Annotated in this window: 10 protein-coding genes; 6 read left to right on the top strand and 4 right to left on the bottom strand. The window is 70.9% G+C overall.

Annotation, left to right across the window (positions count from 1 at the left end):
* The first annotated feature begins 150 nt into the window (after nucleotides 1–150).
* The 3 genes from OG413_RS07735 (at nucleotide 151) to OG413_RS07725 (ending at nucleotide 5,606) form a co-directional block, all read left to right on the top strand.
* A complete protein-coding gene (locus tag OG413_RS07735) occupies nucleotides 151–1,077 on the top strand; it encodes a DUF3027 domain-containing protein (protein WP_266803754.1) in 927 nt (308 codons plus the stop codon).
* Between the two features lie 216 nt (nucleotides 1,078–1,293).
* Nucleotides 1,294–4,503 (top strand): sacsin N-terminal ATP-binding-like domain-containing protein, encoded by a 3,210-nt coding sequence (locus OG413_RS07730; protein ID WP_266809968.1) that lies wholly within the window; start codon nucleotides 1,294–1,296, stop codon nucleotides 4,501–4,503.
* Between the two features lie 236 nt (nucleotides 4,504–4,739).
* Nucleotides 4,740–5,606 carry a calcium-binding protein gene (locus OG413_RS07725; protein WP_266803752.1) on the top strand — a complete coding sequence of 289 codons (867 nt, stop codon included), beginning with the start codon at nucleotides 4,740–4,742 and terminating at the stop codon, nucleotides 5,604–5,606.
* A 127-nt stretch (nucleotides 5,607–5,733) separates the two neighbouring features.
* Here the strand turns inward: OG413_RS07725 and OG413_RS07720 are convergent, their stop codons facing one another.
* Entirely contained in the window at nucleotides 5,734–8,232 is a 2,499-nt protein-coding gene (locus OG413_RS07720) for a cation-translocating P-type ATPase (RefSeq protein WP_266803750.1), read from the bottom strand.
* 101 nt (nucleotides 8,233–8,333) lie between these two features.
* Complete coding sequence (locus tag OG413_RS07715; RefSeq protein WP_266803748.1) at nucleotides 8,334–8,666, bottom strand: DUF2530 domain-containing protein; 333 nt, start codon at nucleotides 8,664–8,666, stop codon at nucleotides 8,334–8,336.
* Nucleotides 8,667–8,925: 259 nt separating this feature from the next.
* On the opposite strand from OG413_RS07715, the gene OG413_RS07710 reads away from it, so the two are divergent.
* The gene (locus OG413_RS07710) at nucleotides 8,926–10,380 is read left to right on the top strand and encodes an NCS2 family permease (RefSeq protein ID WP_266803746.1); all 1,455 of its coding nucleotides are present in this window, start codon (nucleotides 8,926–8,928) and stop codon (nucleotides 10,378–10,380) included.
* Nucleotides 10,381–10,408: 28 nt separating this feature from the next.
* Here OG413_RS07710 and OG413_RS07705 read toward each other — a convergent pair whose 3' ends face one another.
* Nucleotides 10,409–10,621 (bottom strand): ribbon-helix-helix protein, CopG family, encoded by a 213-nt coding sequence (locus OG413_RS07705; protein ID WP_266803744.1) that lies wholly within the window; start codon nucleotides 10,619–10,621, stop codon nucleotides 10,409–10,411.
* 134 nt (nucleotides 10,622–10,755) lie between these two features.
* On the opposite strand from OG413_RS07705, the gene OG413_RS07700 reads away from it, so the two are divergent.
* The gene (locus OG413_RS07700) at nucleotides 10,756–11,196 is read left to right on the top strand and encodes a MarR family winged helix-turn-helix transcriptional regulator (RefSeq protein ID WP_073718624.1); all 441 of its coding nucleotides are present in this window, start codon (nucleotides 10,756–10,758) and stop codon (nucleotides 11,194–11,196) included.
* 90 nt (nucleotides 11,197–11,286) lie between these two features.
* Nucleotides 11,287–12,621 carry an MFS transporter gene (locus OG413_RS07695; protein ID WP_266803741.1) on the top strand — a complete coding sequence of 445 codons (1,335 nt, stop codon included), beginning with the start codon at nucleotides 11,287–11,289 and terminating at the stop codon, nucleotides 12,619–12,621.
* A gap of 87 nt (nucleotides 12,622–12,708) precedes the next feature.
* Here the strand turns inward: OG413_RS07695 and OG413_RS07690 are convergent, their stop codons facing one another.
* Complete coding sequence (locus tag OG413_RS07690) at nucleotides 12,709–13,293, bottom strand: Uma2 family endonuclease (RefSeq protein ID WP_266803739.1); 585 nt, start codon at nucleotides 13,291–13,293, stop codon at nucleotides 12,709–12,711.
* Between the last annotated feature and the right edge of the window lie 45 nt (nucleotides 13,294–13,338).

Below are 13,338 nucleotides of genomic sequence, written 5' to 3'. Positions count from 1 at the left end.
GGCAGAAGGCGCGCCCGAGGCAGGCACAACGGGTGTGGACGTCGACGCGGCCCCCAGGTCCGCTCCGCCCACAGCCGTCATGGCCGAAAACAGCAATCGCACAGCAGCTGGCGCGCTCGTGAGACTGGCGTATGGAGAGAAGCGAGACCTGTGAGTGCTGCGACGACGCGAAGCCGTACGGCCCGTACCCCCGTTCCCGACCGCCTGTGCGCCGAGGCGGTAGACCTCGCGCGCACGGCGGCCGAGGAAGCCGCCGCGCCAGGAGTGGTCGGTGAGCATGTGGGGGTCGTCTCCGAGGGAGACCGGGTCGTCACCCACTACTTCGAGTGCGAGGATCCCGGCTACCGGGGCTGGCGCTGGGCGGTGACGGTCGCCAGGGCCTCCCGGGCCAAGAACGTCACCCTGGACGAGACGGTGCTCCTGCCGGGCTCGGACGCGCTCCTGGCCCCCGAGTGGGTGCCGTGGAGCGAGCGCCTGCGCCCCGGCGACATGGGCCCCGGCGACCTGCTGCCCACCGAGGCGGAGGATCTTCGCCTGGAGCCCGGCTACACGGGCGAGGACGAGCCCCCGCCGAACTCCGCGGTCTCCGCGGACCTCGCGGACCTCGTCGAGGCGGAGGACGCGGAGCTGACGACCCGGCCGGGCGCGACGAGCCGCGGTTCGATCGCGGCGGTCGCGGACGAGCTCGGCACCCGGCGGGCGCGGGTGCTGTCCCGGTACGGGCTGTACGCGGCCGCGGACCGCTGGGACGAGGAGTTCGGGGCGAAGACCCCGATGGCGCAGGCGGCCCCGGCCACCTGTGTGACCTGTGCGTTCCTGGTGCCCATGGCGGGCTCGCTGAAGCAGGCGTTCGGCGTGTGCGCGAACGAGTTCGGCCCGGCCGACGGCCATGTGGTGTCGCTGGCGTACGGGTGCGGAGGTCACTCCGAGGCGGCGGTCATGCCGAAGCCGACGAAGCCCGCGCCGCACGCGCTGGACACCCTCCAGGTGGACGAGTACACCCTGCGCCCGGCGCGTGACAGCGGGTCCGTACCGGACGAGGCGGACGCGCCCACGGAGGATCTCGGCCACTCCTGACGGGATCGGCGCGCGGGAGACCCGGCTCGTCCGGCGATGGAGGTCATCGCCGGGCGGGCTTGATTCTGTGCCTGCCCGCCGTCGCGGTACCTTCGGGCGCACACTGGGCGGCATGGGCACACGTGCCACACGGCGGTACACCGCACGCGTCACGCGTCGTGCCCGCCGCGCACAGGTCACGGGTCACCGGAACAGAGCGGAGTCGAGAGCGTGAGCATGAATGCGACCGAGGGGGCCGATCCGTTCGGGACGGCACGGCTGCGGCGCGGCGTGCTCGACGCCTGGGGAGCCGGGCCCGCCCGGTTCCGGGAGGACGCCAACGCCGAGGAGGACCTCGCGCTCGGCGGCTACCGTGACCGCCTCGTGGTCGAGCTGGCCCAGAACGCCGCCGACGCCGCCGCCCGCGCCCGCGTCCCCGGGCGGCTGCGGCTGACCCTGCACCCGCCCGCCCCCGGCGATCCGGACGCCCGCGCCGTCCTCGCCGCCGCGAACACCGGCGCCCCGCTGGACGCGACCGGCGTCGAGTCCCTGAGCACCCTGCGCGCCTCCGCCAAGCGGGAGGGGCACGAGTCCGCCGTCGGCCGGTTCGGCGTCGGGTTCGCCGCCGTCCTCGCCGTCAGCGACGAGCCCGCGGTCATCGGCCGGCACGGCGGCGTCCGCTGGTCCCTGGCCGAGGCCCGCGACCTGGCCCGCCAGGCGTCCATCGGCAGCCCCGGTCTGGGGGACGAGCTCCGCCGCCGCGACGGCCACGTACCGCTGCTGCGGCTCCCGCTGCCCGCCGAGGGCACCGCACCGGACGGGTACGACACCGTCGTGGTGCTGCCGCTGCGCGACGGCACGGCCGAGGATCTCGTCGGCCGGCTGCTCACCGCCGTGGACGACGCGCTCCTGCTCACCCTCTCCGGACTCGACGAGATCGTCATCGAAACCCCGGACGGTGTACGGACGTTGCGGCGCACCCAGCAGGGCCCGTACATCCACATCGACGACTCCGCGCACGGGACGAACCGCTGGCGCACCGTCTTCCACCACGGCCCGGTCGAGCCCGCCCTGCTCGCCGACCGGCCCGTCGAGGAGCGGCTGCGTCCGCACTGGTCGGTCACCTGGGCCGTGCCCGTGGACGAACAGGGCGCCCCGCGGCAGCCCCGTACCGCCCCCGTCGTCCACGCGCCCACCCCCACCGACGAACCCCTCGGCATCCCCGCGCTCCTCATCGCCTCGCTGCCGCTGGACACCAGCCGCCGCCACCCCGCGCCCGGCCCCCTCACCGACTTCCTGGTGGAGCGCGCGGCCGACGCCTACGCCGAACTGCTCGCCGCGTGGCAGCCGGTGTCCACGGGCACCGTCGACCTGGTCCCCGGGCCGCTCGGCAAGGGCGAGCTGGACGGAGCCCTGCGCGGCGCGATCCTCTCCCGGCTGCCCCGGATCGCGTTCCTGGAGGCCGCCGCGCCCCGCGACCCGGCCGCCGAGCCCGACCGGTGGGACGACTGGGACAAGGACGACGCCCCGGCCGCATCGCACACGGCCACCACCGCCCTGCGCCCCGTCGAGGCCGAGATCGTCGAGGGCGTCGGCGCCGCGACCGTACAGGTGCTCGCCGAAGTGCTGCCGTGCCTCCTGCCCGCCGGGCTGGAACGCCGCACCGAGCTGCGCACCCTCGGCGTCGCCCGTGTCCCGCTCACCGAGGCCATCGACCGCCTCGCCGGACTGGAGCGCGACCCGTCCTGGTGGCGTCGGCTCTACGACAGCCTGACGGGCATCGACCCGGACCGGCTCTCCGGCCTCCCGGTCCCGCTCGCCGGAGCCCCCGACGCTCCTGCGGACCAGGCGCCCCGCACCACCATCGGCCCCCGCCAGGTCCTGCTGCCGCTCCCGGACGCCCTCACCGGCCCCGTACTCGCCCGGCTGGCCCGGCTGGGGCTGAAGGTCGCCCACCCGGACGCCGCCCATCCGCTCCTGGAGAAGCTGGGCGCCCTGCCCGCCACCCCGCGCGCCGTGCTGAGGACCCCGCAGGTGCGGGCCGCCGTCGCCGGTTCGCTGGACGCGGGCGAGATCTGGGACGAGGACGCGCTGGACGGCGACGAGCTCGCGGAGACCGTCCTCACCCTCGTACGGGACGCGGACCTCGCCCCCGGCGACGAGCCCTGGCTCGGCGCGCTGGCCCTGCCGGACGAGGACGGCGAGCCCGCCCCCGCCGGTGAACTCGTCCTGCCCGGAAGCCCGTTCGCCCAGGTCATGCGCGAGGGTGAACTGGCCCTGTGCGACGAGGAGCTGGCCGGCCGCTGGGGCGAGCAGCCGCTCACCGCGTGCGGAGTGCTGGCCACGTTCGCGCTGGTGCGGGCCACCGACGTGGTGCTCGACCCCGATGAACTGGAGCCCTGCGACGGCGACTTCGCCGAACCGGACGACGCCGGGCTGCTCGACGCCGTCGACGTGTGGTGCGAGGACATCCTCGACCAGCTGCCCGACACCCCCGTGCCGCCCGTCGCCACCGAACTCGTCGCCGTCCGCGATCTGGACCTCGTCGACGACGACGCCTGGCCGCAGGCGCTCGCGATGCTCGCCCGGCCGCCGTTGCGCGACGCCCTGACCCAGCCGGTCCGGGTGCTGCTCCCGGACGGCACCACGCAGTCCGTGCGCCCGTACACCGCCTGGTGGCTGCGCGACCACCCGGTGCTGGACGGCCGCCGCCCGGCGGGTCTGCGCGCGGCGGGCGGCGACCCGCGCCTCAACGGGCTCTACGACGCCGTCGACGCGTCCGGGTTCGACGATGCCCAGGTGCTGCGCGCGCTGGGCGTACGGACCTCGCTGGCCGCGCTCCTGGACGAGCCGGGCGGCGCCGCGGAACTGCTGGGGCGGCTCGCGGACGAGGACCGCCCCGTCGACTCCGTACAGCTGCACGCGCTCTACACGGCGCTGGCCGAACTGGACCCGCAGCAGGTCACGTTGCCCGACGAGCTGCGCGCGGTCGTGGACGGCGAGGTACGGGTGATGGACGCGGCGGACGCCGTGATCGCCGACGCCCCCGACATCCTGCCGCTCACCGAGGGCGTGGCCCTGCTGCCGGTCGCCCCGGCGCGCGCCGCCGAACTGGCCGACCTCTTCCAGGTGCGGCGGCTCGGCGAGACGATCGAGGCCGAGGTGACGAGCGAGGGCGAGGAGCACCGCGTACCGGAATCGGTGCGGGTCCTGCTCGGTGCCGGGACCCCGGACGTGTACATGGAGCACGCGGAGCTGCGGGCGGGCGGCGTCGAGCTGGACTGGCGCCGGACCCCGGACGGCGCCGTGCACGCCGCCACGCTGGAGGGCGTCGCCGCGGGCCTGGCCTGGGCGGCCGGGCAGTGGCCGCGCCGCTTCGAGGTGGCGGCGCTGCTGGAGGATCCGTCGCGTACGGAGGAGCTGGCGCGGGACCGCTGGTTCGACTGATCCGGGCACGGGGCCGTCGCGCGACGGGTCCGGGGCGACGGGTGCGGGCGACGGGCCTGACGTGACGGGTCCGGGGCGACGGGTCCGATGTGACTTTCACAGAAAAGTCATGGGTTCGTACAACCGTTCACACGTGTGAGAGGTCTGGTCTGTCGAGTCAGCAGACTCGCAGACCAGACGGGTCCCACAGGGTGAACGTGAAACCGTGGGCCCCCTGCTCCACACTTGGGGAACGCATGCGCATTCGTGCCACTGTTGCCGTAGCTACCGGCGCCCTGGCCCTGTCCGCTCTCACCATTCCGGCCGCGCAGGCAGCGCAGGCCGACGACGGTCGTTCGTGGTCCCTCGACTACAAGTTCCCGGCGCCGAAGGGTTCCGACACGGCGAAGGCGCCCCTCGGGGCCCGCGCCGCCGCGGCCGACACCTTCAAGGTGACCAAGATCGTCACCAACGCTGGCAAGCCCATCGTGGTCGGCACCACGGCGAAGAAGAAGATCTCCATCTCGGTGACCGCCACCGACACCGCGGGTGTCGGCGGCGTCGCCGCGTACATCTGGGTCGGCAAGAACCGCACCGACGAGGACAGCTTCGGGTTCGGCCCCGAGGAGGACGGCGTCACGTGCAAGGCGGTCAACGCCACCACCACCACGTGCAAGACGGTCCTCACGGTCGAGCCGGGCTGGCTGATGAACTCCGACGCGCGTAACTGGCACGTCGGCATCGCCGGCGTGGACGACAACGGCGAGGAGTACGCGCACGACTCCCTCGCCTGGGTCAAGATGCAGCGGCTCTCCAAGCTGACGGCCAACGCCTCGCCGGAGCCCGTGAAGAAGGGCAAGACCATCACGGTCACCGGCAAGCTGACCCGTGCGAACTGGGAGACCGGTACGTACAAGGGCTACAGCAAGCAGTCCGTGAAGCTTCAGTTCCGTAAGAAGAACAGCAAGACCTACACGACGATCAAGACCATCAAGTCGAGCTCCACGGGCGCGCTGAAGACCACGGTCAAGGCCACGGTCGACGGCTACTGGCGCTACAGCTTCGGTGGTACCTCCTCCACCCCGGCCGTCTCGGCCGGCGCCGACTACCTCGACGTGAAGTAGTCACGCACCGGGCGTCTCCCAGGAGTTGCCCGAGGTGCCCGTCGAGGCACCACCCGAGGCACCCCGCACCTTCCCAAAAAGGCGCGGGGTGCCTCGCGGCTTTTCCTCGGGGTGCCTCGCGACTCTCCTACGCTCCGAAGCGGCGGCCGACCCAGCGCCAGACGAACTCCAGGGCCACCGACGCCGCCACCGCGATCCCCACGGCCGCCCACGGCATGGTCGTCCCCACCAGCTTCAGGGCGAAGAAGTTCTGGAGCCACGGCACGACCAGCACGATCAGGAACCCCAGCCCCATCGCCGCGACCAGGCAGACGCGCCACCAGGTGTACGGGCGGGCGATGATCGCCAGCACCCACATCGAGACCAGGAACAGCGTGAGCGTCGCCGCGCTCGTCTCGGCCTCCAGCGCGCCCGCGCCCGAGTAGTGGTGCCGGGCCATCAGATACGTCGCGAAGGTGGCCGCCGCCGCGATCACCCCGGACGGGATCGCGTACCGCATGACACGGCGGACGAAGTGCGGCTGGGCCCGCTCCTTGTTCGGCGCCAGGGCGAGGAAGAACGCCGGTACGCCGATCGTCAGCGTCGACAGCAGCGTCAGATGGCGCGGCAGGAACGGGTACTCCACCTGGAAGCAGACCACCAGGACCGCCAGCAGCACCGAGTACACGGTCTTCGTCAGGAACAGCGTGGCGACCCGGGTGATGTTGCCGATGACCCGGCGGCCCTCGGCGACGACGGACGGCAGCGTCGCGAAGCTGTTGTTCAGCAGCACGATCTGCGCCACGGCACGCGTCGCCTCCGAGCCCGACCCCATCGAGACCCCGATGTCGGCGTCCTTCAGCGCGAGGACGTCGTTGACCCCGTCGCCGGTCATCGCGACCGTGTGGCCGCGCGACTGGAGGGCCGCGACCATGTCCCGCTTCTGCTGCGGGGTGACCCGGCCGAAGACCGCGTTCTCCTCCATGGCCGTGGCCATCTCATCGGGGTCGGTGGGCATCCGGCGCGCGTCCATCGTGTTCTCGGCACCCGCGAGACCGAGCTTCCCGGCGACCGCGCCGACCGAGACCGCGTTGTCACCGGAGATCACCTTCGTGGCGACCCGCTGGTCGGCGAAGTAGGCCAAGGTCTCCGCGGCGTCCGGCCGCAGCCGCTGCTCCAGGACGACCAGGGCGGTGGGTACGGCCCCGTCACCGATGCCGGGCCCGTCGAGTGCGCCGGAGGCGCGGGCCAGCAGCAGCACCCGCAGACCCTGCTCGTTCAGCTGCTCGATCTCGGTGAGCGTCGGGTCCTGGTCGGGCAGCAGCACATCGGGGGCGCCGAGCAGCCAGGTCGACCGCCGGCCGCCGTTCCCACCGTTCCCGCCGTCCGCGCTACCGGCGTCGCTCTCGTCGAACGCCGCCCCGCTGTACTTGCGCGCCGAGGAGAACGGCAGCGTGTCCGTGACGGCCCACGCCCCGCCGTCCGGGTAGGCGTCGGCGATGGCCTTGAGGCTGGCGTTGGGCCGGGGGTCGGAGGCACCGAGGGCGCCCAGTACCCGGGTCACGTACGCCTCGTCGGAACCGTTCAGCGGGCGCACCTCGGTGACGTCCATGCCGCCCTCGGTGAGGGTGCCGGTCTTGTCCAGGCAGACGACGTCGACCCGGGCCAGGCCCTCGATGGCGGGCAGCTCCTGCACCAGGCACTGCTTGCGGCCGAGCCGTACGACACCGATGGCGAAGGCGACCGAGGTGAGCAGGACCAGGCCCTCGGGGATCATCGGGACGATGCCGCCGACGGTCCGCGCGACGGACTCCTTGAAGTTGTTGTCCTTGACGACGAGCTGGCTGATGATCAGGCCGATCGCGGTCGGCACCATCATCCAGGTCACGTACTTCAGGATGGTGCTGATGCCGGTGCGCAGCTCGGAGTGGACGAGCGTGAAGCGGGACGCCTCCTCGGCGAGCTGCGCGGCGTACGCCTCGCGGCCGACCTTGGTGGCGGTGAACGCGCCACCGCCCGCGACGACGAAGCTGCCGGACATCACCGGGTCGCCGGACCGCTTGATCACCGGGTCCGCCTCGCCGGTGAGCAGCGACTCGTCGATCTCCAGGCTGTCCGCCTCGGCGACCGTGCCGTCCACGACGACCTTGTCACCGGGGCCCAGTTCGATCAGATCGCCCAGGACGATCTCGGAGGTGGAGATCTCGGCGGCGACCCCGTCGCGCCGCACGGTCGGTTTCGCCTCACCGATGACCGCGAGGCTGTCCAGGGTCTTCTTGGCGCGCCACTCCTGGACGATGCCGATACCGGTGTTGGCGACGATCACGAAGCCGAAGAGGCTGTCCTGGATCGGCGCGACGAACAGCATGATCACCCAGAGCACGCCGATGATCAGGTTGAACCGGGTGAAGACGTTCGCCCGGACGATCTCGGTGAGGGAGCGCGAGGAGCGTACGGGTACGTCATTGACCTCGCCGCGGGCGACCCGTTCGGCGACCTCGGCGGTCGTGAGCCCGCCGGTGTGCCGGGCCGAGGGCGGTGGCCGCATCGGGTGTACGGGGTCGAGTTCGGCTCCGGCGTCGATCATGGCCGGCCGGGGAGGTCCGGGGGTTTGCTCCCCCGAGGAGTCGAGTGCCCGCTGTGTCATGGTTCCGACGGTACGGGTGGGTGCCCCGGATCACCCGCCGGGGGTCGGAAGATCAGACCAGCGGAGGACCAAGTCGGTCCTGTGGTCGTACGGGAACGCGCTCAGGAGGCGGGAGAGGCGGGGGAGGCGCCCGAGGCCCCGCCCGGTGCTTCGCCGTGGGTGGTCGCGGCGGCCTCCGCCTCGGCGGCCTCGGCCGCGTGCCGCTTGAGTGCCGCGTCCCGGCCCCGCACGTACCAGATGCCGAACAGCCCGAGCCCGGCAGCGGCCAGCGGGGTCCACACCCACCAGGTGTGCCCGTGGTCGTCGAACCAGCCGTAGAAGGGGAGCTGCGCGAGGAAGAGGACGAACCAGAGGATCGTGCCGCCCGTGATGGTGGCGACGACGGGACCCTCCAGGGGCTCGGGTGCCTCGTGCTTCGGTGTCCACTTCTCCATGAGCTCAGTGTATGGGCCGTTCGGGAACAGCCGGAGGACGCCCGTCGGATGCCCCGAGGACGCCCGTCGGACGCCCCTGGGGCTGCGTACATAAGTGCCGCCGGGCCAGTCGGCCCAAGGGTCTACGCGCGGAGATAGCGATCTTCGCCTTATGTATTCATACTGAATCTGCTTTGGCTGGCTCGAATTATTCGTCTGAAAGTCCAAAGTTGATCGCTTTTTGTTCCTTGAACCCCCCTACGTACGACTGAGGTCATACATGTCCCCCGCGGCTACCGCTCAGGTCGAACCCGAGCAGCCTCCGGCCCCGCAGCCGCACGGCAGCCTGGACCGGTTTTTCAAGATCTCCGAGCGGGGGTCGTCGGTCGCCCGTGAGATCCGGGGCGGATTCGCCACGTTCTTCGCGATGGCCTACATCATCGTGCTCAACCCGATCATTCTCGGCAGCGCGAAGGACATGTACGGGCATCAGCTCGACAGCGGCCAGCTGGTCACCGCCACGGTGCTGACGGCGGCCTTCTCCACGCTGCTGATGGGCGTCATCGGCAATGTGCCGATCGCGCTGGCCGCCGGTCTCGGCGTCAACACCGTCGTCGCCCTCCAGCTCGCTCCCCGGATGAGCTGGCCGGACGCGATGGGCATGGTCGTCCTCGCGGGCTTCGTCGTGATGCTGCTCGTCGCGACCGGGCTGCGGGAACGCGTGATGAACGCCGTACCGAAGTCGCTCCGCAAGGGCATCGCGATCGGCATCGGCCTCTTCATCCTGCTGATCGGCCTGGTCGACTCGGGCTTCGTCTCCCGCATCCCGGACGCCGCGCACACCACCGTGCCGCTCCAGCTCGGCGGCGACGGTCACCTCAACGGCTGGCCGGTCCTGGTCTTCGTCCTCGGCGCGCTGCTCACCCTCGCGCTGATCGTCCGCAAGGTGCCGGGCGCGATCCTGATCTCCATCGTCTCCATGACGGTCGTCGCGCTGATCATCGACGCGATCGCCGATCTGCCGGGCCAGGCGTGGGGGCTGACCGTTCCCGCGTGGCCGGGCAACCCGGTCGCCTCGCCCGACTTCGGGCTGATCGGTCAGGTCAGTCTGTTCGGCGGCTTCGAGAAGGTCGGCGTCCTGACGGGCGTCCTCTTCGTCTTCACCGTGCTGCTGTCCTGCTTCTTCGACGCGATGGGCACCATCCTCGGCGTCGGCGACGAGGCGAAGCTGACGGACAAGGACGGCAACTTCCCCGGCATCAACAAGGTGCTGTTCGTCGACGGCATCGCGGTGGCCGCGGGCGGTGCGAGCTCCTCCTCCGCCTCGACCTGCTTCGTGGAGTCCACGGCCGGTGTCGGCGAAGGCGCCCGCACCGGTTTCGCGAGTGTGGTGACCGGTCTGCTCTTCACGGTGGCGCTGTTCCTGACGCCGCTGGCGACCATGGTCCCGTCGCAGGCGGCCACCCCCGCCCTGCTGGCGGTCGGCTTCCTGATCATCGCGGGCTCGGTGCGGGACATCGACTGGAGCGACTACACGCTCGCGATCCCGGCCTTCCTCGCCATGGTGATGATGCCGTTCACGTACTCGATCACCAACGGCATCGGCATCGGCTTCATCGCCTTCTGCGTGCTGCGGCTGGCGGCCGGCCGCGGCCGTGAGGTCCCGGTGGCGATGTACGTGGTGTCGGCGGTGTTCGTCTTCTACTACGCGATGCCGGCTCTCGGCCTCACGTGATCGGTGGCGGCACCCTCCCCGGGGCGGCTCAGGTGAACCGGTTCGCCGGGTCCACCCGGGCCTCGGCCCCGTAGAACTTCTCCGTTTCGTCGACGGCCGCCTTGAAGCGTTCGTCGAAGTCGTCGCGAATGAGCGTCCGGACCACATAGTCCTGGACGCTCATTCCGCGTTTTGCGGCGTGCTGCCGGAGCCGGTCGAGCAGCTCACCGTCTATCCGCAGGCTGAGCACTGTCGATCCCATGCCAAGCAGGGTCGCCGCCCTGGCGCACGTTCGGTATCACTTTCCGCTTCCGAATCACTCGTTCGGGTGAGCAGATTCTCGCGCGTGTACCATCGGGTGGTATTTAGGGTAGGTAATGAGTTACTCTAACGAACATGCCTGACCTGATCCACGACGGCGACAGTGCCGCCGCCGTGAGCTCCCTCCGCTCCGCCGTGATGCTGCTGAGCCGACGCCTGAAGCACCAGCGTGTCGACGAGTCGCTGAGCCCGACAGAGATGTCCGTGCTCGGCACCCTTGCCCGTTGCGGTTCCGCCACCCCCGGTGAGCTGGCCCGCAAGGAGCACGTGCAGCCCCCGTCGATGACCCGCATCGTCGCCCTGCTCGAAGCCAAGGGACTGGTCCGGCTCGAACCGCACCCCGATGACCGTCGGCAGAAGATGGTCAGCCAGACCGAGCAGGCCGAGGCCATGCTCCTGGAGAGCCGCACCAAGCGGAACGCCTGGCTGACCACCCTCGCCGAGGGCCTGGACGAGGACGAGTGGGACACGCTGCGGGCCGCGGCGCCCGTGCTGGAGAAGCTTGCCCACCTGTGACCTCGCGGGCGCCCCGGACCACAGCCGGAGCGCCCGTTGTCACGTCCCCGTCGGACAGCACGCCGTATACGCCCGAGGAGGCGAACCCTTTTGAGTACGGGATCCGGAGCAGACTCCGCCCCCGCACCGACGTCCACCCACGAGAGCAAGACCGGCGGGACCTTCTCGTCGCTGAAGATCCGCAACTACCGCCTGTTCGCCACGGGCGCCGTGATCTCCAACACCGGTACCTGGATGTCCCGCATCACGCAGGACTGGCTCGTCCTGAGCCTCACCGGTTCCGCCACCGCCGTCGGTATCACGACGGCGTTGCAGTTCCTCCCCATGCTTCTCTTCGGTCTGTACGGCGGAGTGATAGCCGACCGCCTCCCGAAGAGGCAGATCCTGCTCGTCAGCCAGGCCATGCTCGGTCTCTGCGGCATCGCACTCGCCGTCCTGACCCTCTCCGGCGCCATCGAGGTCTGGCACGTCTATCTGATCGCGTTCCTGCTCGGCATGGTGACGGTCGTGGACAACCCGGCCCGCCAGTCGTTCGTCTCCGAGATGGTCGGCCCCGCGCAGCTGCGCAACGCCGTCAGCCTCAACTCGGCGAACTTCCAGTCCGCCCGGCTCATCGGCCCCGCCGTCGCGGGTGTCCTGATCACCACCGTCGGCAGCGGCTGGGCCTTCATGTTCAACGGCCTGTCGTTCCTCGCGCCGCTCATCGGCCTGCTGATGATGCGCACGAACGAGATGCACGCCTCGGTGACCGTCCCCCGCGCCAAGGGCCAGCTGCGCGAAGGACTGCGTTACGTCTCCGGGCGCCCGGACCTGATCTGGCCGATCGTCCTGGTCGGCTTCGTCGGCACGTTCGGCTTCAACTTCCCGATCTGGCTCACCGCCTTCGCGGACGAGATCTTCCACGGCGGTGCCGGGATGTACTCGTTCTTCAACATCCTGATGGCGGCCGGCTCCCTGGCCGGTGCCCTGCTCGCCGCCCGCCGCCGCTCCACCAGGCTGCGGATGCTGGTGGCCGCGGGCACGGCCTTCGGGCTGCTGGAGATCGCCGCGGCCCTGTCGCCCTCGGTCTGGATCTTCGCGATCCTGCTGGTCCCGATCGGCATGATCGGCCTGACGACCAACATCACCGCGAACACCAGCGTGCAGATGGCCGCCGACCCCGAGATGCGGGGCCGGGTGATGAGCCTCTACATGATGGTCTTCGCCGGGGGTACGCCGGTGGGCGCCCCGATCGTCGGCTGGATCAGCGACACGTACGGCGCCCGCACCGGTTTCGCGGCGGGCGGCGCGATCTCGATGGTCGCCGCCCTTGCGGTCGGCTTCATGCTGGCCCGCGTCGGCGGCCTGCGCCTCAAGGTCGACCTCCGCCCCGGCCGCCCGCACGTACGGTTCGTCCCGCGCGAGCAACTGGCGACGGCTGCGTGAGCACACCGGAACCGCCCGCGTGAGCACACCGGAACCGCCCTCTTCCCGCACGGGGAGAAGGGCGGTTCCGCGTATGCGGGAGGACGGTCAGTCGCGGGGGAACGCGTCGGTCTTCAGGACGAGGCCGACGGGGGTGTCGGTCAGGTCGATCGGGGTGCCGAAGTCGAAACCCACCGCACCGCGGTACTCGTCGTCCTTCGGGAGCGTGTGGAGATGCCACGTGCCCTTGTACGGGTCGACGATGAGGTACACGGGTACACCGGCGGTGGCGTACGTGGCCTTCTTGGAGCCGTAGTCGTTGGCGGCGGTGTCCTTGGAGATCACCTCGGCGATGAACTCGATGTCCTGGTAACGCCACCGGCCCTTCTCGTCCTTCGCGGCGCCCTCGGTCAGGGCGACGACGTCGGAGGCGAAGCCGTTGAGCCGCCCGGGGAAATCGATGCGTACGTCGGATTTCAGCTGCTTGCGGGAGTACGCGGCACGCAGCTGCTCGACGATGTCGAAGATGATCTCCCAGTGGGTGTCCCGCTGCGGCGACATGTAGACGTTCCCCTCGACGATCTCTACCTTGAATCCCTCGGGGGTGGGCTCAAGCCACTCGAACATCATGTCCAGGGTGCGCTCGTCGCTCTCTTCGGCCATCTCGATCCTGTCGGTGTCTACGACGGTCATCGTGACGCTCCTCCCCGCCGCCGCATGGGCGTGCGGGCAGCCGCG

The organism is Streptomyces sp. NBC_01433 (genome assembly GCF_026340105.1).
In the GTDB taxonomy this organism is placed as follows: domain Bacteria; phylum Actinomycetota; class Actinomycetes; order Streptomycetales; family Streptomycetaceae; genus Streptomyces.
The sequence above is the reverse complement of the archived record's forward strand: the minus strand, read 5'-3'. Positions and strand labels throughout refer to the sequence as shown.